General features: G+C 71.4%; 19 protein-coding genes. 15 read left to right on the forward strand and 4 right to left on the reverse strand.

The features are described 5' to 3' along the window. Positions 1-56 precede the first annotated feature (56 nt). A complete protein-coding gene (locus tag ACIRB1_RS38605; RefSeq protein ID WP_352182358.1) occupies positions 57-641 on the reverse strand; it encodes a TetR/AcrR family transcriptional regulator in 585 nt (194 codons plus the stop codon). A 95-nt stretch (positions 642-736) separates the two neighbouring features. On the opposite strand from ACIRB1_RS38605, the gene ACIRB1_RS38610 reads away from it, so the two are divergent. The 6 genes from ACIRB1_RS38610 (at position 737) to gatB (ending at position 5,391) form a co-directional block, all read left to right on the forward strand. Next, positions 737-1,108 (forward strand): DUF4267 domain-containing protein, encoded by a 372-nt coding sequence (locus tag ACIRB1_RS38610; protein WP_403468813.1) that lies wholly within the window; start codon positions 737-739, stop codon positions 1,106-1,108. A gap of 73 nt (positions 1,109-1,181) precedes the next feature. Beyond that, positions 1,182-1,703, forward strand: coding sequence for a cupin domain-containing protein (locus ACIRB1_RS38615; protein WP_403468814.1), 522 nt, complete (start codon positions 1,182-1,184; stop codon positions 1,701-1,703). A 116-nt stretch (positions 1,704-1,819) separates the two neighbouring features. Then, positions 1,820-2,116: an Asp-tRNA(Asn)/Glu-tRNA(Gln) amidotransferase subunit GatC gene (gene gatC / locus ACIRB1_RS38620; RefSeq protein ID WP_007384860.1), complete on the forward strand. Its 297-nt coding sequence runs from the start codon at positions 1,820-1,822 to the stop codon at positions 2,114-2,116. A gap of 6 nt (positions 2,117-2,122) precedes the next feature. After that, the gene (gene gatA, locus ACIRB1_RS38625) at positions 2,123-3,622 is read left to right on the forward strand and encodes an Asp-tRNA(Asn)/Glu-tRNA(Gln) amidotransferase subunit GatA (protein WP_403468815.1); all 1,500 of its coding nucleotides are present in this window, start codon (positions 2,123-2,125) and stop codon (positions 3,620-3,622) included. Beyond that, positions 3,619-3,861, forward strand: a complete 243-nt coding sequence (locus tag ACIRB1_RS38630) for a hypothetical protein (RefSeq protein ID WP_019068646.1) — start codon at positions 3,619-3,621, stop codon at positions 3,859-3,861. Before gatA ends, ACIRB1_RS38630 begins: the two co-directional genes overlap by 4 nt. Before the next feature lie 15 nt (positions 3,862-3,876). Further along, positions 3,877-5,391: an Asp-tRNA(Asn)/Glu-tRNA(Gln) amidotransferase subunit GatB gene (gene gatB, locus ACIRB1_RS38635; RefSeq protein ID WP_403468816.1), complete on the forward strand. Its 1,515-nt coding sequence runs from the start codon at positions 3,877-3,879 to the stop codon at positions 5,389-5,391. Between the two features lie 51 nt (positions 5,392-5,442). On the opposite strand, the gene ACIRB1_RS38640 is transcribed toward gatB, so the two are convergent. Further along, positions 5,443-6,225 carry an SAM-dependent methyltransferase gene (locus ACIRB1_RS38640; RefSeq protein ID WP_403468817.1) on the reverse strand — a complete coding sequence of 261 codons (783 nt, stop codon included), beginning with the start codon at positions 6,223-6,225 and terminating at the stop codon, positions 5,443-5,445. Positions 6,226-6,342: 117 nt separating this feature from the next. Between ACIRB1_RS38640 and ACIRB1_RS38645 the strand changes: the two genes are divergently transcribed. The 7 genes from ACIRB1_RS38645 (at position 6,343) to ACIRB1_RS38675 (ending at position 14,203) form a co-directional block, all read left to right on the forward strand. Continuing rightward, positions 6,343-6,636 carry a hypothetical protein gene (locus ACIRB1_RS38645; protein ID WP_403468872.1) on the forward strand — a complete coding sequence of 98 codons (294 nt, stop codon included), beginning with the start codon at positions 6,343-6,345 and terminating at the stop codon, positions 6,634-6,636. 218 nt (positions 6,637-6,854) lie between these two features. Beyond that, positions 6,855-9,125 (forward strand): MMPL family transporter, encoded by a 2,271-nt coding sequence (locus tag ACIRB1_RS38650; protein ID WP_403468818.1) that lies wholly within the window; start codon positions 6,855-6,857, stop codon positions 9,123-9,125. Continuing rightward, positions 9,103-9,678 (forward strand): GNAT family N-acetyltransferase, encoded by a 576-nt coding sequence (locus ACIRB1_RS38655; RefSeq protein ID WP_403468819.1) that lies wholly within the window; start codon positions 9,103-9,105, stop codon positions 9,676-9,678. The genes ACIRB1_RS38650 and ACIRB1_RS38655 overlap by 23 nt, the downstream gene beginning before the upstream one ends. A 35-nt stretch (positions 9,679-9,713) precedes the next feature. Further along, positions 9,714-10,310, forward strand: coding sequence for a hypothetical protein (locus tag ACIRB1_RS38660; protein WP_403468820.1), 597 nt, complete (start codon positions 9,714-9,716; stop codon positions 10,308-10,310). Between the two features lie 209 nt (positions 10,311-10,519). Beyond that, on the forward strand, positions 10,520-10,705 hold the full coding sequence (locus ACIRB1_RS38665) for a hypothetical protein (RefSeq protein WP_403468821.1): 186 nt from the start codon (positions 10,520-10,522) through the stop codon (positions 10,703-10,705). Positions 10,706-10,806: 101 nt separating this feature from the next. Continuing rightward, the gene (locus tag ACIRB1_RS38670) at positions 10,807-13,869 is read left to right on the forward strand and encodes an AAA family ATPase (RefSeq protein WP_403468873.1); all 3,063 of its coding nucleotides are present in this window, start codon (positions 10,807-10,809) and stop codon (positions 13,867-13,869) included. 46 nt (positions 13,870-13,915) lie between these two features. Further along, positions 13,916-14,203 carry a DUF6191 domain-containing protein gene (locus ACIRB1_RS38675; protein ID WP_403468874.1) on the forward strand — a complete coding sequence of 96 codons (288 nt, stop codon included), beginning with the start codon at positions 13,916-13,918 and terminating at the stop codon, positions 14,201-14,203. Positions 14,204-14,295: 92 nt separating this feature from the next. Here ACIRB1_RS38675 and ACIRB1_RS38680 read toward each other — a convergent pair whose 3' ends face one another. Together ACIRB1_RS38680 and ACIRB1_RS38685 are read right to left on the reverse strand one after the other, a co-directional pair. Continuing rightward, a complete protein-coding gene (locus ACIRB1_RS38680) occupies positions 14,296-15,471 on the reverse strand; it encodes a PQQ-dependent sugar dehydrogenase (RefSeq protein WP_403468875.1) in 1,176 nt (391 codons plus the stop codon). Positions 15,472-15,689: 218 nt separating this feature from the next. Further along, positions 15,690-16,688 (reverse strand): aldo/keto reductase, encoded by a 999-nt coding sequence (locus ACIRB1_RS38685; RefSeq protein ID WP_403468822.1) that lies wholly within the window; start codon positions 16,686-16,688, stop codon positions 15,690-15,692. 76 nt (positions 16,689-16,764) lie between these two features. On the opposite strand from ACIRB1_RS38685, the gene ACIRB1_RS38690 reads away from it, so the two are divergent. Both ACIRB1_RS38690 and ACIRB1_RS38695 read left to right on the forward strand, forming a co-directional pair. Beyond that, positions 16,765-17,724: a 2-hydroxyacid dehydrogenase gene (locus tag ACIRB1_RS38690; protein WP_403468823.1), complete on the forward strand. Its 960-nt coding sequence runs from the start codon at positions 16,765-16,767 to the stop codon at positions 17,722-17,724. A gap of 436 nt (positions 17,725-18,160) precedes the next feature. Continuing rightward, positions 18,161-21,190, forward strand: a complete 3,030-nt coding sequence (locus ACIRB1_RS38695; RefSeq protein WP_403468824.1) for a putative bifunctional diguanylate cyclase/phosphodiesterase — start codon at positions 18,161-18,163, stop codon at positions 21,188-21,190. Positions 21,191-21,286: the final 96 nt, after the last annotated feature.

A 21,286-nucleotide genomic window follows, 5' to 3' on the forward strand; every position in this document is an offset into this window, starting at 1 on the left:
GGTCGCGCCCACGCGGCGGAGCCGCCCATGGACACATCCCGCGCCCCTGACGCGGGTCAGCTGGCCCGCGTCGTGAAGTGACTGATCAGTAGCGCCAGGCGCTCCTCGTGTGCGCCCTCCGGCAGCCGGCCACTGCGCATCAGCGTCACCAGACCGTGCAGGCCCGCCCAGTACGTCTCCGTCAGCAGGGCCGGGTCCTCGCCCTTCGCCGCGATCGGTTCGACCGCCTTGAACAGTTCGCCGAACGCCTCCTGAAGCGGCGCCGGTGCCTCCGGGGTCGCGAACGGCAGGTCGACGATGTGGGTGAACATCGCGTCGTAGAGCGCGGGGCGGCGGCGGGCGAACGAGGTGTACGACTCGCCCACCGCGGTCAGCGCCTCCCGTGTGCCCCGCGCCGCGGCGCGGGCCGTGCGCATCTCGGCCGCGAACTCCTCGCAGCCCTGGACCGCGACCGCGGCCATGATGGCGCCCTTGTCCTTGAAGTGGCTGTAGAGGACGGGCTGGCTGTACTCGATCTCGGCTGCCAGGCGGCGGGTCGTCACCGCGTCCCAGCCCTCCGTCTCGGCGAGTTCCCGTGCGGCCGAGACGATCAGCCGCTCCCGTTCCGCCCGCTCGCGCTCCCGGCGCGTCTGAATCGTCATGCCCTGGATTCTAGCACCGCTAGCGTTCCTGTCGTCGCTCTGCTAGCTTTGCTCTTGTCGCTAGCGCCGCTAGCGAACGAGACGGGAGAAGTGGCATGACCATCACCGCGTACACCCTGGCTATCGCGCTCGACCTGTTCTGCCTGTTCCTCGGCTACCGCTTCCTGTTCCGGCCCGGCCCCGCCGCCGCCGGGTACGGAGTGCCGGCCGATCCCGCCGGTGACGCCGGCGCCTACCTCACGATCAAGGGCGTCCGGGACGGCACGCTGGGCCTAGTCGGCCTCGCGCTGCTGGCCTTCGCCGGGGCGCATGCCGAGGCCTGGTTCATGCTCTGCGTCGCGGTCGTCCCGTTCGGCGACACCGCCATAGTGCTGCGGCACGGCGGAGCGAAAGCCGTGGCGTTCGGGATCCACTTCGCCACGGCGATCGTTGTACTGATCAGTGCCGTCCTGCTCTTCCTCGCCTGAGCCGTGCTCCTCCGGCTCTTCCCGCTCCTTCGACTCCTCCGGCTCTTCCGACTCTTCCGAACGGGGTTCCGAAATGTCGCTGCTCGTACCGAAGTCCGGTGAGTCCGGTCAGCCCGGTCAGTCCGGCGAGTCGGTGATCGTCCGTGATGCCGAGGCCGAGGTGGTGGGCCGGGCGCCGACCACCGTGAAGCTCCTCGCGGACAGCAGCGCGACCGGCGGCGCGCTGTCCACGCAGCGCGTCACCCTCACGGGGGGAGCGGACGGCGCGAAACCGCACTGGCACGGAAAGTCCGCCGAGATGTTCTTCCTGCTCGACGGCGCCGCCGAGATCCTCTCCGGCGACCAGGTCGTCACCGCGGGCCCCGGCGACCTGGTCGTCGTACCGCCCGGCCTGCCCCATGCCTTCGCCGCCGCGCCCGGTGCCGACGCCGACCTCCTCATCGTCCTGACCCCCGGCGTCGAGCGCTTCGAGTACTTCCGCCACCTGCAACGCATCGCCCTCGGAGAGGTCGGCCCGGAGAGCCTCCTGGAGGTGCAGGAGCTGTACGACAACCACTTCACGAAGAGCGTGGCGTGGGACGCGCGGAACCGGTGACCGGTCTCCCGGGGAAACCGTTTAACGGCTGAGGGTCCCCGCCCCATAGGATTGGGGACTGGCGTCACATTTCCGCCTGCCACACACCACACACACTCACCCCAGAGGAACGCCGCATGCCTGGCATCACGCGCGAGGAGGTCGCCCACCTCGCCCGGCTGGCGCGTCTGGAGCTGAAGCCCGAAGAGCTCGAGCACTTCGCGGGACAGCTGGACGACATCATCGGCGCGGTCGCCCGCGTCAGCGAGGTCGCCGACCAAGACGTACCGCCGACCTCCCACCCGCTGCCGCTGACGAACGTCATGCGCGCGGACGAGGTCCGTCCCTCGCTCACCCCCGAGCAGGCGCTCTCCGGCGCCCCGGCCCAGGAACAGCAGCGTTTCAAGGTGCCGCAGATCCTGGGGGAGGACTAGAACATCATGACGGACAGCAACATCATCAAGCTCACCGCAGCCGAGATCGCCGGGAAGATCGCCGCGGGCGACCTCACGGCGGTCCAGGTCACCGAGGCCCACCTGGCCCGGATCGAGGCCGTGGACGAGAAGGTGCACGCCTTCCTGCACGTCGACCGCGAGGGCGCCCTCGCGCAGGCCCGAGCCGTCGACGAGAAGCGGGCCAGGGGCGAGCAGCTCGGTCCGCTGGCCGGCGTACCGCTCGCGCTCAAGGACATCTTCACCACCGAGGGCATCCCGACCACGGTCGGCTCCAAGATCCTCGAAGGCTGGATCCCGCCGTACGACGCGACGGTCACGAAGCGGCTGAAGGCGGCCGACGTCGTTATCCTCGGCAAGACCAACATGGACGAGTTCGCCATGGGGTCGTCGACGGAGAACAGCGCGTACGGCCCGACCGGCAACCCCTGGGACCTCACCCGGATCCCCGGCGGCTCCGGCGGCGGTTCCTCCGCCGCGCTCGCCTCCTACCAGTCGCCGCTCGCGATCGGCACCGACACCGGCGGCTCCATCCGCCAGCCGGCCGCCGTCACCGGCACGGTCGGCGTCAAGCCGACGTACGGCGCGGTCTCCCGCTACGGCATGGTCGCCTTCTCCTCGTCCCTCGACCAGGGCGGGCCCTGCGCCCGTACGGTCCTGGACGCGGCGCTGCTGCACGAGGTCATCGCCGGACACGACCCGCTCGACTCGACGTCCATCGACGCCCCGGTCCCGCCGGTCGTCGAGGCCGCCCGCAACGGCAGCGTGCGGGGCATGCGCGTCGGCGTCGTCAAGCAGTTCCGCGGCGAGGGCTACCAGGCCGGCGTCATCCAGCGCTTCGACGAGGCCGTCGAGGTCCTGAAGGAACTGGGCGCCGAGATCGTCGAGCTGGACTGCCCGTCCTTCGACCTCGCCCTGTCGGCGTACTACCTGATCGCGCCCTCCGAGTGCTCCTCCAACCTCGCCCGCTTCGACGGCCTGCGCTACGGCCTCCGGGTCGGCGACGACGGCACCCACTCGGCCGAAGAGGTCACCTCGCTCACCCGTGAGGCGGGCTTCGGCCCCGAGGTCAAGCGCCGCATCATGCTCGGCACGTACGCGCTCAGCTCCGGCTACTACGACGCGTACTACGGCAGCGCCCAGAAGGTCCGTACGCTCATCACCCGCGACTTCGAGAAGTCGTTCGAGAGCGTCGACGTGATCGTCTCCCCGACCACGCCGACCACCGCCTTCCCGATCGGCGAGCGCGCCGACGACCCGATGGCGATGTACCTCGCGGACCTGTGCACCATCCCGACCAACCTCGCGGGCAACTCGGCCATGTCGCTGCCCTGCGGCCTCGCGCCGGAGGACGGCCTCCCGGTCGGGCTCCAGATCATCGCCCCGGCGCTGAAGGACGACCGGCTTTACAAGGTCGGCGCCGCCGTCGAGGCCGCCTTCGTGGAAAAGTGGGGCCACCCGCTGCTTGAGGAGGCACCGTCGCTGTGAGCAACGCACTGTCGAAGGCCAAGGGCTTCAAGAAGTCCAAGTCCGGCACCTATGTGTCCATCGCCACCACCGCGTTCGGCGCGCTGGGCGTCGCCAAGCAGATCAAGAAGGCGCGCACCGAGCACGACACGCTCCGTCTGATCGACGCCACGGTCTCCGCCGTCGCGATCGTCACCGGCCTCGCCATCCTGTACCGCGAGCTGAAGCGGCTGGGCGACGACGACGTCCTGCTGGGCTGAGAGGGAAAGTTCACCGTGACCACCACGACCGACCTGGAGTCGTACGAGGACGCCCTTGCGTCGTACGACCCCGTCATGGGCCTTGAGGTCCATGTCGAACTCGGCACCAAGACCAAGATGTTCTGCGGCTGTTCGACCGAGCTGGGCGCCGAGCCCAACTCGCAGACCTGCCCGACCTGCCTCGGCATGCCCGGCGCCCTCCCGGTCGTCAACGCGATCGGCGTCGAATCCGCGATCAAGATCGGCCTCGCGCTGAACTGCGAGATCGCCGAGTGGTGCCGCTTCGCCCGGAAGAACTACTTCTATCCGGACATGCCGAAGAACTTCCAGACCTCCCAGTACGACGAGCCGATCGCCTTCGACGGCTACCTCGACGTACAGCTGGAGGACGGCGAGACCTTCCGGGTGCAGATCGAGCGCGCCCACATGGAGGAGGACACCGGCAAGTCGCTGCACGTCGGCGGCGCGACGGGCCGTATCCACGGCGCCTCGCACTCGCTGCTCGACTACAACCGCGCCGGCATCCCCCTCATCGAGATCGTCACCAAGCCGATCGAGGGCGCCGGTGAGCGCGCTCCCGAGGTCGCCAAGGCGTACGTCGCCGAGCTGCGCGAGCTGATCCGGGCGCTCGGGGTCTCCGAGGCCCGCATGGAGCAGGGCCAGATGCGCTGCGACGTGAACCTGTCGCTGCGCCCGCACGGCCGGGAGAAGTTCGGCACCCGCAGCGAGACGAAGAACGTCAACTCGCTGCGTTCCGTGGAGCGCGCCGCCCGTTACGAGATCCAGCGCCACGCCGCGGTGCTGAACTCCGGCGGCACGATCATCCAGGAGACCCGCCACTTCCACGAGGACACCGGGTCGACGACCTCGGGCCGCGTGAAGGAGGAGGCGGAGGACTACCGGTACTTCCCGGAGCCCGACCTGGTGCCGGTGGCTCCCTCGCGCGCGTGGGTCGAGGAGATCCGCGCCGGACTGCCCGAGCAGCCGCTCGCCCGCCGCAACCGGCTGAGCGAGGAGTGGGGGATCACCGCGTTCGACATGCAGTCGATCCTCAACGCCGGTGCCATCGACCCGATCGTCGCCACGATCGACGCCGGTGCCGACGCGGCCTCCGCCCGCAAGTGGTGGATGGGTGAACTCGCCCGCAGCGCCAACGAGTCCGGCAAGGCGCTCGACGAGCTGCCCATCACGCCGGAGCAGGTCGCCCGGGTCACCGCCCTGGTCACCGCGGGCGACCTGAACGACAAGCTGGCCCGCCAGGTCATCGAGGGCGTCCTCGCCGGCGAGGGCACCCCGGACGAGGTCGTCGAGAAGCGCGGCCTGAAGGTCGTCTCGGACGACGGCGCCCTCACCACCGCCGTCCAGGAGGCCATCGCCGGCAACCCGGGCGTCGCCGACAAGATCCGCGGCGGCAAGGTGGCCGCGGTCGGCGCCCTGGTCGGCGCGGTCATGAAGGCCACCCGCGGCCAGGCCGACGCGGCCCGCGTCAAGGAACTCATCCTGGAGCAACTGGGCGTCAGCGAAGGCTGAGGCAGTACGCCGTGCACGGCCCCGGAGACTCGCTCTCCGGGGCCGTTCCCGTCACACCCGGCGGCCCACGACCCGGGTGAAGCCGAGGAGCCGCCCCTGGTCGGCCTTCACCAGTTCCACCGAGTCACGGGCCATGTCCGCCATCCACGTGTACGGACTCTCCTCGGCGCACACCTCGCTCCACAGCAGCCAGTCCTTCCAGCCGTCGGGCTGCCAGTCGGCCGTCTCGACCTCCACGGTGCCGCCGCGGATCCAGTGGCGGCGCCACCAGGCGGGGGAGTGGAACGCCCAGAAGCCGGGGTCCCAGAAGGGCCTGAGGTGCTCCGGGGGTGCGTCGCCCGCCAGTTCCTCCCGGAGGGCGGGCATGACGACCCCGATCCGGCCACCCGGCTTCAACAGCCGTGTCAGGGTGGGCAGATAGAGGTCGGCGGTGCCGAAGTACTGATAGGCGTCGATCGACACGATCGCGTCGAACGTGCCCTCCCCGAAGGGGATGTCGTGCGCCTCCACCCGGAGGGGGAGCACACGGTCGGAGACACCTGCCTCGGCGATCCGTACGGCGTTCTCGTCCGGTTTCACCCACAGGTCGGCGGCGGTGACCTGGAGGCCGTACTCCTTGGCGAGGAAGACCGAGGTCATGGCGCGTCCGCAGCCCAGGTCCAGGACACGGGCGCCCGGCGGCAGGGTGTCCAGGCCGAGGGCCGGGGCCACCCATTCCAGGAGCCACAGGGCGTGCGGGCCCATCTGGTTCTCGATGGTCCAGCGGGCGTCGTAGGTGTTGCTGCGCGGGTAGTCGGGATGGGTCAGGCGCGTGGTCAGGCCGGTGTCGGACATCGGTGAACGGGGTCCTCCGGTTCTGCGTAGGTTGCTGTGAGGAAGCAACGAGATTGTGGAGGGCGTCGGTTGGCCGCGCATCAGGTTTCTCGGGCGGAGGCGCTGCCCCCGCCCGCCATGGACGGACGCGGGGATTCCGAGACGCCGGACGCCGAGGACGCGGCGCTGGACGCGCGCCGGGCCCGCTGGACGGCCGCGCTGACCGGGGCCGTGCTGGCCCTCGCCGGGGTGGCCGCGGCGGCGCTGCGGGCGAGCGGGTCCGCGCCGGCGCTCGTCCCGGCCGCCTATGCCCTCGGCGCCGCGGTGTGCGGGCTCGCGTCCGTGCTCGGGTCCAGGGGCCGTACCAGGCGGGCGCTGTGGCTGCTGGTCGTCGGGGCGATGGTGATGGCACTGGGCGACCAGTTCGACTGAGGCGGTGCCCAAGGCGGCAGCCAGGGCTACAGAGTTGCCGTTACTGTCCTGTGATCTGGCTCCCACTCCCGTGATGGAGCGCACGAACGTCGTAAACGATCATTTTCTGCTGCAAGAGTGGGCCTCGTACTGCTCATGCGTTCTTTGCGGGCTGTTCATCCCTTGAACGAATTCTCCCGGTCAAAGATCCACAAATCACCATCCCCGGGAGCACGTTCGTGGCAGCCCTTGCACACTGGTGTGTTCGGCACCGCCTCGTCGCCGTCCTGCTGTGGCTCGTCGCGTTCGGCGGGGTCACCGCGGCCGCCGCGGTCACCGGCTCGGCGTACTCGAACGACTACGAGGCCCCCGGCACCGAGTCGGGCCGCGCCACCCAACTGCTCAAGGAGAGCTTCCCGGGGCTCGGCGGCGACAGCGACACCGTCGTCTGGCGCACCTCCCCCGGCTCCGTCCGCGCCGCCGACGTCGAACAGACCATGACCGAGGCCCTGGACAGGATCGCCAACCTGCCCGGGATCGCCTCCGTGGTCAGCCCCTACGACGGCCAGGGCGCGGGCCGGATCAGCGCCGACGGACGCACCGCGTACGCGACCGTCACCTTCGCGCACCAGGCCGAGGACATCGACAAGGCGGAGGCGCAGGCGGTCGTGAGCGCGGCCAAGGCCGCCCGGACAGGCGGGCTCCAGGTCGAGCTGGGCGGCAGCGCCATCGCGCTCACCGAGTCGTCGAGCGGGCACACCGCCGAGATCGTCGGGGTCGTGGTCGCCGCCCTCGTGCTGTTCCTCGCCTTCGGCTCGCTCGCCGCGTCCCTCCTGCCCATCGGCACCGCCCTGGTGAGCGTCGGCACCGCGTACGGGGCGATCGTCCTGCTCGGGCACATGATGACCGTCGCCGACTTCGCGCCCATGCTCGGCATGCTGATCGGGCTCGGCGTCGGCATCGACTACGCCCTGTTCATCGTGACCCGGCACCGGCGCGGGCTGAAACGCGGGCTGTCCGTCACCGAGGCGGTCACCAACGCGGTCGTCACCACCGGCCGCGCGGTCGTCTTCGCGGGCGCCACGGTGTGCATCGCCCTCCTGGGGATGCTGATCCTGCGCCTCGGCTTCCTCAACGGGGTCGCGATCGCCGCCTCGCTGACCGTGGTGCTCACCGTCGCGGCCTCCGTGACGCTTCTCCCGGCCCTGCTGTCCCTCATCGGCCCCCGCGCCCTCAGCCGCCGCGAACGGCGCAGGCTGGCCGAGCACGGGCCCCAGCCGGAGCTGCCCACCGGCCTCGCCGCCCGCTGGTCCGCGTTCGTCGAGCGCCGGCCCAAACTCCTCGGCACCCTCGCCCTGATCGTCATGGCCGTCCTCGCCCTGCCGACCCTCTCGCTCCACCTGGGCACCTCCGACCAGGGCAACGACCCCAAGACATCGACCACCCGCCAGGCCTACGACCTCCTCGCCGGGGGCACCTCCCGCTCGAAGAGTGGGGGAGGCTTCGGCCCCGGCATCAACGGCCCGCTCACCCTCGTCACCAGGATCGACGGCGCCGAGGACAAGCTCACCCTCGACAACCTCGACGCCACCCTCCGCACCACCGAGGGCGTCGCCTCCGTGACCCCGGTGACCTACGACAGCACCGGCTCCACCGGGTACTTCAGCGTCGTACCGGACTCCGCACCGCAGTCCCAGCGCACCAGCGACCTCGTCGACAGGCTGCGCACCGAGGTCCTGCCCCGGGCCGAGACCGGCACCTCCCTCGACATCCACGTCGGCGGCGTGACGGCCGGCTACGACGACTTCGCCGACGTCATCGTCGGCAAGCTCCCGCTGTTCGTCGGGGTCGTCATCTCGCTCGGCTGTGTGCTGCTCCTGCTCGCCTTCCGGTCGATCGGCATCCCGCTCAAGGCCGCCGCGATGAACATCGCCGCCGTGGCCGCCGCCTTCGGGGTCGTCGTCGCGATCTTCCAGTGGGGCTGGGGGAGCGAGTTCCTCGGCCTGGGACGCGCCGGGCCCATCGAACCCTTCCTCCCCGTGATCATGGTGTCGGTCCTCTTCGGGCTCTCCATGGACTACCAGGTCTTCCTGGTCAGCCGGATGTACGAGGAATGGCTGGAAACCGGCGACAACCGCCGCGCCGTCCGCGTCGGCCTCGCCGAGACCAGCCGGGTGATCAACTCGGCCGCCGTCATCATGATCTCGGTCTTCCTCGCCTTCGTGCTCAGCGGCGACCGCGTGATCGCCATGTTCGGCATCGCGCTCGCGTCCGCCGTCGCCCTGGACGCCTTCGTGCTGCGCACCCTCCTGGTGCCCGCCCTCATGCACCTCCTGGGCGGTGCCAACTGGTGGCTGCCCCGCCGCCTCGACCGCGTCCTGCCCCGCATCAGCATCGAGCCCCCCGAGTGCCGCGCCGCCCATGAGAGGCTGGCCGCCGCGACGGACGCCGAGGTGGCGGACGTCCTGGCGAAGGAGCAGGAGCAGGATGTACGCGATACCCCTGGGTGACGACGGAGCCGAACTGCGTCCCCTGGAGCCGTGGCACGCCGAGGAGTTCCTCGCCCACCTGGACCGCGGCCGCGAGTTCATCGGGCAGTTCATCACCTTCGGCTCCAAGGCGACGGACGCCGACTCCGCGCGGGCCATGCTCCAGCGCTACGCCGACCTCCGCGCCGCCGACGAGGCGTCCCTGCACGGCATCTGGCTCGACGGAAAGCTCGTCGGCGGGGTCCTCTTCCTGAACTTCCACGCCGACCAGGGCAACTGCGAGGTCGGCTGCTGGCTGGAACCCGCCGCCGCCGGGCGCGGGCTGATCACCCGCGCGATGCCGGTTCTCATCGACTTCGCGATCGAGCGGCGGGGAATCCACCGCGTCGAATGGCACGCCGCCGCGGGGAATGAGAAGAGCCTGAATGTCGCGCGCCGCATGGGCATGACCAGGGACGCGGTCCTGCGCGAGTCACACGCCCACGGAGGCGTACGGCACGACATCGAGGTGTGGTCCGTGCTCGCACCCGAGTGGCGCGAGGCACGCGCGCGTGTCTCACACAGCGATCATTAAGGAACTTCTCAGACTTCACCCCTACCGTGCGCAGCATGGGTACCAAGACTGTTGACGAGGCCGCGAACGAGGCCACCGAGGTGAAGAGCGACGCGGAGACCGTCGACGTCACCAAGACCGACGACGAAGTGACCGCGCGGGAGGCGGATCACCAGGCGGAGAACGCCGAGACCGAGGACGACCTCACCGAGGAGGAGTACGCGGCCGAGCTCGCGAAGCTCCACCAGGAGGAGGGCCCCACCGGCGTCGGCCAGGGCGCCGCGGCGGTCGTCTCCGCCGCGCTCGGCTTCATCTCCCTCTCCGGCGGCTGGATCGGCAGCGTCGCCGCCGCCCGCGAGACCCTCGTGGGCCAGCTCCACACCGCCTCCACCGCGAGCGTGGGCACCCAGATCAAGGAGGTCTACGGCGACGCCTGGCACACCACCGCGCTGTGGGCCGGCATCTTCGCCCTGGTCGCCGCGCTCGTCGGTGTCGGGGCCCTCATCCGGCCCGCGTTCGGCACCCCGGGCAAGCCGCAGGCCACGTGGATCAAGTCGGTCGCGTGGGCGGGCGTCGCCCTCGGTGTCGTAGGACTGCTCCTGGCCGTCCTCAAGTACACCGACGTCCTGCTCAGCCTGCCGTCGGCCAGCTGACGACCGGAACACGTCACCGCACGTCATCAGGGGCCTCAGGCTCTTCGTAAGCACCTTACGAAGAGCCTGAGGCCCCTTACGTGCGTCTAAGGCCCGCCCGCCGCCGCAAGATGCGGAACTCTCCCGATGTGGCGGACCCCCCTGGGAGACGAAGGTAGGGGCATCGCAGAAAGCGAAGCCGAAAAACCGCCTCTTCCAAGGGACTTCAGATGTACGAGTACGAACTCCACCAGATCCGTTCCGCCGAGCTGCGCCGCGAGGCCGCGGACGAGCGGCTGGCCCGCGAGGCCCTGCGCGGCGCCCGCGCCGCCCGCCGCGAGCAGGCCCGGCAGGCCGCCGAGAGCGAGGTGCATACCGAACGCCCCCGCAGGCACCTGTTCGCCCGCGCGTGGTGAACGGTCCGGCACGGGAGGGCGGCGGCGCTCTCCTGTCCGCGGTCGCCCTCCCGTCGGGCGCCCTGCCGAAAACCGGTGCCGCGTTGTCAGAGCCGCGTGACATGCTCGGGGCCGTGGAGACCAGGTCCGTCAGTCCCGTCTTCGTCGGCCGCGCCGATGAACTGGACACGCTGAACGAAGCGCTCGCCCGCGCCGCCGCGGGCGAGCCGCAGGCGTTGCTGCTGGGCGGCGAGGCCGGCGTCGGCAAGACCCGGCTCGTCGAGGAGTTCGCCACCGCCGCCTGCCGGCAGGGCGCCGTCGTCGCCCTCGGCGGCTGCGTCGAGATCGGCGCCGACGGACTGCCCTTCGCCCCGTTCTCCACCGCCCTGCGCGCCCTGCGCCGCGCGCTGCCCGAGGAGCTGACGGCGGCGGCATCCGGCCAGGAGGAGGAACTCGCCCGACTGCTCCCCGAGTTGGCCGAGACGGCCACCCTTCAGCGGACCCGCCGGCACGACGAGGAGGGCATGGCCCGCCTCTTCGAACTCACCGCGCGCCTCCTGGAGCGCGTCGCCGCCGACCGCACGGTCGTCGTCGCCCTGGAGGACCTGCACTGGGCCGACGCCTCCACCCGCCACCTCCTCGCCTACCTCTTCCGCACCCTGCGCACCGGCCGCCTCCTCGTCCTCGCCACCTACCGCGCCGACGACATCCACCGCCGCCATCCGCTGCGCCCCCTGCTCGCCGAACTCGACCGGCTCCGCACCGTCCGCCGGATCGAGCTGAGCCGCTTCAACCGGCAGGAGGTCGGCCGCCAGATCGCCGGCATCCGCGCAGCCGAACCGGACCCCGCCCAGGTCGACGAGATCTTCGAACGCTCCGACGGCAACGCCTTCTTCGTCGAGGAACTCGCCGTCGCCGCCCACGACGGCTGCCGCTCCAGCCTCACCGACTCCCTGCGCGACCTGCTCCTCGTCCGGGTCGAGTCACTCCCCGAGAGCGCCCAGCGGGTCGCCCGGATCGTCGCCGAGGGCGGCTCCACCGTCGAGTACCGCCTGCTCGCCGCCGTCGCCGGGCTCGCCGAGGACGACCTCATCGAGGCGCTCCGGGCCGCCGTCGGCGCCAACATCCTCCAGGCCGCACCCGGCGACGACGGCTACCGCTTCCGCCACTCCCTGGTCCGCGAGGCCGTCGGCGACGACCTGCTGCCCGGCGAGCGCTCCCGCATCAACCGCCGCTACGCCGAGGTCCTGGAGGCCGACCCGACGCTCGTCCCCGCCGACCAGCGCGTCATGCGCCTGGCGAGCTACTGGTACCACGCCCATGACGCCGCCAAGGCCCTCCCCGCCGTCCTGGACGCCTCCGTCGCCGCCCGCGGCCGGCACGCCCACTCCGAGCAACTACGGCTCCTGGAGCGGGCGATGGAGCTGTGGGACACCGTCCCCGACGCCGTACGCGCGAGCCTGCGCCCCGTCGACTACACCGAGGTCTACCCTCCCTGCGGCTGCGACCCCGAGACCACACCCCTGCGCTACCTCGACCTGATGGCGGAGGCCGCCGTCGCCGGACGGCTGAGCGGGGAACGCGAGCGCGCCCTGAAGATCACCAAGCGGGCCCTGCACCTCCTGGAGGACGAGGAGGACCCGCTGCGGGCCGCCTGGTTCTGGGTGCAGCGCTCCGTCCTGGTCCGCTCCCAGGCCCGCGGTGACGGCTGGCCGGAACTCGCCGCCGCCCAGGAACTCGTCCGCGGACTCCCGCCCTCCGAAGTGCACGCGGAGGTGCTCGCCAAGGTCGCCGGCTGGTCCATGGTCCACGTCCCGGGCCCCGACGCCTACGTCGCCGCCGAGCGCGCTGTCGAGTACGCGCACATGGTCGGCGCCCGCGAGATCGAGATGGACGCCCGCCTCACCCTGGCCGGGCTCATGGTCGCCTCCGGCGACGTCGAGGCGGGCCTCGCCGAACTCGTCGACGTCAACGAACGCACGGTCGCCGAAGGCATCACCGTCGTCGCCGGCCGCAGCTATGTGAACCTCCCCTCCTCCCTCGAGACCGTCGGCCGCTCCCGCGAGGCCGTGCCCATCCTGGAGACCGGGCTCGCCTTCGCCCGGAAGTTCGGCCAGTTCGACAAAGAGGCCTGGATCTGGGGGAACCTCGCCGAATCCCTCTTCACCCTCGGCCGCTGGACCGAGGCCGCCGAGGCCGCCACCAAGGCCGAGCGGGTCGGCCAGAGCGCCCAGCCCCGCGGCTTCCACGCCCGGATCCACGCCGAACTCGCCCTGGCCCGCGGCGACATACCCGAGGCCGGCCGCCAACTGGCCGCCGCCCGCCGGCACTTCGGTACGCATGACGTGGCACCCCAGCACCACCAGCCCCTGGAGCGGATCGAGATCCAGATCGCCGCCGCCGAGGGCCGCGTCCTCGACGCCCGCGCCACCCTCGAACGCGTCCTGGACTCCGGCTTCCGCCCCGGCACCCAGTTCGGCGCCTGGCCGCTGCTCGTCACCGCCGCCATCGCCGAGACCCAGGCCGTCGGGCTGGCCCTCGCCGACCCCGGCCGCCCCAAGATCCTGGAGCGCATCCGGGAAGCCGCCAAGCCCGTCGCCACCAACGTCCCCGTCTGGCAGGCCCACGAGCGCTGGCTCCGCGCCGAACTCCTGCACGCCGAGGGCCGCGCCACCCCGGACGACTGGTCCGAGGCCGTCGCCGCCTTCGAACTCCTCGACCGCCCCTACGACCTCGCCCGCGTCCGCCACCGCCTGGCCGAGACCCTGCTCTCCGACCCGGCCGGAGACGACGACGAGCGGAATCGCGCCACCGAACTGCTCCGGCTCACCGCAGCCGTCGCCCAGCACCTCGGCGCCCGCCCCCTCGCCGACGCCGTCGCCCTGCTCGCCCAGCGGGCCCGGCTGACGCTCACGAAGGTCCCGGCGCGCAGAGCGGTCCCCGCCGATCCCGTCGAGGCGCTCGGCCTCACCAGCCGTGAGCGGGACGTCCTGCGGCTGGTCTCCGCCGGCCGCACCAACCGGCAGATCGCCGAGGAACTCTTCATCTCCCCGAAGACCGCGAGCGTCCACGTCTCGAACATCCTCGGCAAGCTCGGCGTCTCCGGCCGGGGAGAGGCCGCGGCCGTCGCCCACCGCCTGGGCCTCTTCCCGCCGGACCCGCTCACCGTGCGTTCCGCGGGATGAGTCGTACGCTGTAGGGGACCGGCACAGGGGAGGCGCCGTGTTCAACATGTTCGAGGAGTTGTTCTCACCGGGCCGCAAGCACACCCAGGACGAGGCCAACCGCCTGGAGATGACCAGAGTCGACGTCGCCGACGGAGACCCCGGGCGAGGGCCGATAGACCTGGAGTCGGGCAGGGTGGTCGTACGCCTGCCCGAACCCGAGGCCGAGCCTGCTGTCGAGCCCGAGGCTGAGCCGGCTGCTGAGCCGGAGTCCGCGGCTGAACCCGAGGCCGTTGCTGAACCTGAGGCCGTTGCTGGGCCCCGGTCCGAGCCCGCTGCTGACCCCGAGTCCTAGCCCGAGTCGGTTCAGGCGTCGGAGAGTCTGCTCGGTCGTCCGGGGTCGCTCCCTCGCCCGGACCCGGCACAGCGCGATCGCGCCTCCCGTGGCTACGACACCTGGATCTCCAGAATCCGGTCGTCGCCCGGCTTGGGCGTGCCGCGGCCGTCCGTGTTGCTGGTCATGAGCCACAGCTTGTCGCCGCCGGCGGAGACCACCGTGCGCAGGCGGCCGTACTCGCCGGTGAGGAAGGCCTGTGGGGCGGCGGAGGTCCTGGTGCCGTCCAGGGGGATGCGCCAGAGGCGTTGGCCCTTGAGGCTCGCCATCCAGATGGAGTCCTCGGCGTAGGCGATGCCGCTGGGGGAGGCGTCGTCGGTGTGCCACTGGGTGATCGGGTTGTGGTACTTCGGGTTGTTCCCCTTGCCCTCCGCGTTCGGCCAGCCGTAGTCGTCGCCCGGCTTGATCGCGTTCAGCTCGTCCCAGGTGTCCTGGCCGAACTCCGAGGCGAACAGGCGCTGTTCGGGGTCCCAGGCGAGGCCCTGCACATTGCGGTGGCCGTACGTGTACACCGCGGAGTCCGGGAACGGATTGCCCGGTGCCGGATCGCCCTCCGGGGTCAGCCGCAGGATCTTGCCGCCGAGGGACTTCTTGTCCTGGGCCAGGCCCCGCTGACCGCTCTCGCCCGTACCCGCGTACAACATGCCGTCCGGGCCGAAGGCGATGCGGCCACCGTTGTGGATGTAGCCCTTGGGGATGCCCTTGAAGACGGTGTCGGGCGCCCCGAGCTGCTCGCCGGCGGGCTTCTCGGGTTCGTAGAGCATGCGGGCGATGCGGTTGTCCGAGGCGGTGGTGAAGTACGCGTAGATCATGTGGTCGGAGGCGTAGTCCGGGGAGAGCGCGATGCCGAGGAGGCCGCCCTCGCCGGCCGCGGACACCCCGGAGACCTGGCCCAGTTCGGTCTTCCTGCCGGTCGCCTCGGCGATCCGGGTGATCGTGCCGTCGTCGCGGGAGGAGACGAGAAGGTTCCCGTCGGGCAGCGGGGCGAGGCCCCACGGGGACTTCAGGCCCTCGGTGACCGTGCGCAGCACCTTGACCGTGCCCTTCGCGGGCGGGGTCTGCGCGGTGGCCTGCCGGGAGGGCGCCGACCCCGTCGCCGTACCGCTGCCGCCGGACGGCGCGCTCGTGCCGTCACCCGGAGACCCTCCACCGTCGGAGGAGCAGCCGCCCGTCAGCAGGAGCGCGGTCACGGCCAGGGCGGCCGACACGACTCGACGTTGCACGATCAGGTCCTTTCGACGGGCGGGTACCCACCCGTGGATACGGCGGGTTCTGGCGGCGGACTCACGGCCGGTCTCTGTGGCCGGTTCTCCTTTTCATACTCCGCCCGCCCCTCCCAGGTTCCCGATCACCACCCACCGACGCACGATCGAGCCGTCGGGCCCGGAGAACCGGGAGAAGCCCTGCACCCAAGGCAGGAGAAGCTCCCCGCCCCCCCGTGCCCCCTTCAGTCCCAAGACCCCAGCGCCCCCGGCAACCCCGCCACCTCCGCCAGATCCTCCGAGGTCAACCGCACCTCCGCCGCCCCGGCGTTCTCCGTCACCCACCGCTCCCGCTTGGTGCCCGGTACCGCCACCACGTGCGCTCCCTGGGCCAGCACCCACGCCAGGGCGATCTGGGCCGGGGTCACCTCCGGGCCGTGGCGGCGGGCGACGCGGCGCAGGCCGGCCACGATGGGCTGGTTGGCGGCGGTCATCTCGGCGGTGAAGCGGGGGTGGCGGGCGCGGACGTCGTCCGGTTCGAAGCCCTCGCCCGGGGTGAGGGTGCCGGTGAGGAAGCCGTTGCCCAGGGGCATCGCGGCCAGGAAGCCGATGCCGCGTGCCGTGCACCACGGGAGCAGCTCGTCCAGGGCCTCCGGGGACCACACCGACAGTTCGGCCTGTACCGCCGTCACCGGGAACACCTGTTGCACGCGCCGGAGTTGGCGGATCGTTCCGTCATGGAGGCGCGCCCCGGGGCGGCGGGCGGAGCGGGCGCCGACCGCGCAGAAGCCCAACGCCCGTACTTTTCCGGCCTGTACGAGGTCCGCCATCGCACCCCAGGTCTCCTCGACGGGGACCTCGGGGTCGGCGCGGTGCAGTTGGTAGAGGTCGATCACGTCCGTCTGGAGGCGGCGCAGTGACGCGTCACAGGCCCGTCTGACGTAGCCGGGGCGGCCGTTGGCCACGATGTGCTGCTCGCCGACCAGGAGGCCGACCTTGGTCGACACGAACGCGTCCGCGCGCCGCTCCTTCAACACCCGCCCCAACAACAGCTCGTTGGTGAACGGGCCGTACATGTCGGCGGTGTCCAGAAGCGTCACGCCCAGATCGAGCGCCCGGTGCACGGCCCTGACCGACTCGTCACCCCGTCGCCGCGACCCGCTGTACGCCCAGTTCATCGGCATGCAGCCGAGTCCGACGGCCCCCACAGCGAGCGCACCCGCACCGATCGTCCTGCGCTCCACCTGGTCGTGACCCTCCCTCTTCCGGCACCCCAACCTAACCTCTACGCGCGCGTGGCCCTGACATAGCCTCCTGAGCATGACTGTCGACGTATGGCTGCCCATCCCGCCGGAGGAGATCGAAGGGCTCCCCGAGGGGCCCAACTACCTGTTCTGGGACGGGGGTGAGGACGGCGACCAGGAGTTCCCCGGCGATCCCGCGGACTGCGTCCTCTACGTCGTGCCGTACATGAAGCGGCAGCCCGTGAAGACGCGGCCCCTGGAGCGGATGCGGAACCTGCGGGTCATCCAGACGCTCACCGCCGGGATCGACGACATGACCGCGAGCCTGTCGTCGATCGCCCCGGGTGTGCGGTTGTGCAACGCGCGGGGCGTGCACGAGGCGAGCACCGCCGAACTCGCGCTCGCGCTGACCCTGGCCTCGCTGCGCGGCATCCCAGGGTTCGTGCGGGCACAGCAACAGGAGCGCTGGCTGGGCGGATTCCACCCCGCGCTCGCCGACCGGTCCGTGCTGATCGTCGGCTACGGGGCGATCGGGTCCGCCATCGAGGACCGGCTCACTCCGTTCGAGCTCACGCGGGTGGCGCGGGTAGCGCGCTCCGCGCGTACCACCGCGCGCGGGCCCGTGCATCCGCTCGCCGAACTGCCCGCCCTGCTCCCGGAAGCGGACGTCGTCATCCTGTCGACGCCGCTCAACGAGACCACCCGGCACCTGGTCGACGCCGAGTTCCTGGCCCGGATGAAGGACGGGGCGCTGCTGGTCAACGTGGCCCGCGGTCCGGTCGTGGACACCAAGGCGCTGCTCGCGGAGCTGGAAAGCGGCCGTATCACCGCGGCGTTGGACGTCACCGACCCCGAACCCCTGCCTCCGGGGCACCCGTTGTGGCATGCGCCGGGGGTGCTGATCAGTCCGCACGTCGGCGGGCCCACCTCCGCGTTCCTGCCGCGGGCGAAGCGTCTGGTCGCCGACCAGTTGGGACGGTTCGTGAACCAGGAGCCGCTGCGCAACGTGATCCTTACGACGGGGCCGGCGGAGTAGTCGCAGCACGGGTTCATCCGCTTCCGGTACCCTCCGCGACCTTCCGGAAGCGGGGTGTGTACGTATCTCCGCTGGTCGTCACGGAGCGTAGAGGAACTATGTCCCTGAGTGACGAGACTGGTGTATCGTCCCGGCAGGGGCTGCGCCGCGGACCGTTCGGCGCCGGGGATGGACATTGCAGACTGTGAGGGGGGCGACGGGCGATGCACGGCCTATGGACGAGCGATCCGACGCGGCGGGGCCGCCGACGGCGACCCTGGCGCACCGCCGCGCACGGCCGCGGCCAGCACGCGGGCCACTGCGGTCATGGCGGCCACGGCGGACATCACGGCGGCCACAGCCCTCACCACCGCAGGCCCAACAGCCGCCGCAGGCACGCTCATCCAGCGCACCGGTGCCCGCGGGACCCGGGAGCGACACGGACCGGGTGGGGCCGGTGAGTTCCCCGCCGTCTTCGACGACCACCCTGAACGGGGCGCTCCGGCACCGGACTTCGCCGGGAGCGCGGCAGCCGTGCCGGCCGGGATCAGGCGGCGCGCGGAGCCTGGTCCAGCAACTCGTCCTGGCCCTGGTGTGCGCGGGATACACCGTCGGTTCCGCGCTCGACTGGGGCTCGCACCAAGTCGCCACGATCATGGGCGACTTCGGGCTCAGCGCTGCGGCCGGGACCGCGGCCGTCTCGTGTTTCCTCTACGCGCGCAACCGCCGTGTCCGCTTTCGACCCGCCTGGCTGCTGTTCTCGCTCTCCTCGACGATGGCGGCACTGGGCAACGGCGTCTGGGGGTGGTACGAGGTCGTGCTCGATCAGACCGTGCCCCGCTTCAGTTTCGCCGATCTGTTCTTCCTGTGCTTCGCGCCGCCCGCCATCGTCGGGCTCCTGGTGCTCGCCAAGAGGCCCGTCACGAAGGCCGGTTGGGTCTGTCTGGCGCTCGACGCCTGGCTGATCGGGGGCTCGCTGCTCACGCTGTCGTGGAGCCTCGCGCTGGCCCAGGCCGCCAAGTTCGACGGGCCGAGCGTGGCCTCCACCGCGCTGTCGCTGGCGTACCCGCTGCTCGACATCGCGCTCGTCAGCATGGTGCTCGCGCTGCACTTCCGGCGCTCCTCGGTCAACCGCACCGCGGTGAACACCGCGATCGGCGCGCTGGCCCTGACGGTGATGTGCGACGCCCTGTTCACCTCGCCGCTGCTCCACAACAGCTACCACTCGGGCCAGTTGCTCGACGCGGGCTGGTTCGCCGGCTCGCTGCTCCTCGCCTACGCCCCCTGGGCCGCGCCCCGGCACACCCGGTCCGAGGACGAGGGGCGCTCGCGTGTGGTGCACGAGCACCGGCCGGGACCGCGGGTCGGCATCCCCCAGGTCTCCGTGCCGGAGGTCTCCGCGCCGGGCGGCGAGCAGGTCGGCGGCGACCCCGGTCGCTATCCGGCCACCCGGCCCATCGCGAGTTCGCTGGGCGCGCTCACCCCGTATCTCGCCGCCGCCGTCTGCACGTTGGGGATTCTCTACAACGTCCTCAACGGCCGCAGCCCCGACCGCGTGGTGCTCATCACCGCGGGCTGCGTGGTGCTCGCCCTCGTGGTGCGCCAGGGCATCATGCTGCTCGACAACATCACCCTCACCCAGGAACTGGCGCAGCAGGAGAACCACTTCCGCTCCCTGGTGCAGGGTTCCAGCGACGTCATCATGATCGCCGCTCCGAACGGCATCCTCCGCTACGTCTCCCCGGCCGCGGCCGGTGTCTACGGCAAGGACGCGGAGGAGCTGGTCGGCACCGAGCTGGCCTCGCTGATCCACCCGGAGGACCTCGGCTGTGTGGTGCACGAGGTGCGCCGCTTCCTCACCGCCAACCCCCTCGACGAACCCACCACCCGCATCGAATGCCGCTTCCGCTCCGGCGGTGGAAGCGCCTCCCGTTCGGGCGGAGCCGAGAGCGGGGGAGGCTGGCTCAACGTCGAGTCGACGGTCAACCGCCACCACGGCGGCCTGATCTTCAACAGCCGGGACGTGACCGAACGGGTGCGCCTCCAGGCGCAGTTGCAGCACAACGCCGAGCACGACCCGCTCACCGACCTGCCCAACCGCGCGCTGTTCACCAAGCGCGTCCAGCAGGCCCTGTCCGGCCGCCGCTCCACCGACCGGGGCACGGCCGTGCTCTTCATCGACCTCGACGGCTTCAAGGCCGTCAACGACACCATCGGCCACCAGGCCGGTGACGAACTCCTCGTCCAGGCCGCCCACCGGCTCCAGTCGGCGGTCCGGCACGGCGACACCGCGTCCCGGCTCGGAGGCGATGAGTTCGCGGCCCTGATCGTCGGCGACGGCACCCGGGACCGCTCCGCCCGCGAGCGGCACATCATGGAGCTCGCCGACCGCCTGAGGATCACCCTGTCCCAGCCGTACCTCATCGACGGCAACGATGTCCGCGTCGCGGCCTCCATCGGCGTCGCCTTCGCCGAACCGGGCCTGGGCGCGGGGGAGTTGCTGCGCAACGCGGACCTCGCGATGTACCGCGCCAAGGGCGCGGGCAAGGGCCGCGTCGAGCTGTACGCACCGCAGATGCAGCAGGACGTCGTCCGGAAGGCGGAGCTGGCCACGCGGCTGCGGGCCGCACTGCACGACGGCGAGTTCGCGCTGCTGCATCAGCCCGTGGTGTCGCTGGTGGACGGCCGGATCGCGTCGGTGTCCACCCAGGCGCGCTGGCGCTCCTCGCAGGGGGTGCTGTTCACGCCGGCCGAGTTCCTGCGGGTGGCCGAGGACAGCGACAAGACCGCCGAGCTGGGGCGCTGGATGCTGGAGGAGGCCGTGGAACAGGCCGCCGAGCGGACCGCGACCGGGCTGGCCGTGCCGGTGGCCGTCAGGATGAGTGCGCGGCGGGTGCTGGACCGGTCGATGCCGCTGGGTTCCATCGAGGCGCTGCTGACCCGGCACGGGCTGCCGTCGGGGTCGCTGGTGATCGAGCTGTCCGACACCGATCCACGGGTCTCCCTGGACGAGCTGGAGCGCCGGCTGACCGCGCTCAGGCGGCTCGGCGTCCGGATCGCCCTCGACGGGTTCGGGAGCGGCTACGCGGCCATCACGACGCTCCGGCGGCTCCCCGTCGACGTACTGAAACTGGACCGCAGTCTGGTCGAGGGCGTCGTCGAGTCCGCGCGGCTGCACAAGATCACCAGCGGGCTGCTGCGGATCGCCTGCGATCTCGGGCTCCAGTCCGTCGCCGACGGGGTCGATCTGCCGGAGCAGGTGGTCGCCCTGCGCGCGATGGGCTGTACGCACGGACAGGGCATGGCCTTCTCCGGGCCGCTCGACGAGTACCGGCTGCGCCGGGCCCTGGCGCGCGGGAACTACCCGGTGCCGCACGGCCCGGCCGAACCCGCGTTCGCCGGGGTGTACACCAGTGGTGTGCCCGCGGTTTTCGGTGGCGGAACGGCCCTCCGTTCACATAATGAGACTCCCGTCCCACCCACTTGACAGTGGATGCGTGCCGGGGGGAGGGTCATTGCCATGCGCACCCGAATTCTCGTACTTGGAAAGCGCGTCGGCTGAAGCTGGTGACGTCCGGACGGA

Origin of the sequence: Streptomyces sp. NPDC096013, from assembly GCF_044763565.1 — a bacterium.
GTDB lineage: Bacteria > Actinomycetota > Actinomycetes > Streptomycetales > Streptomycetaceae > Streptomyces.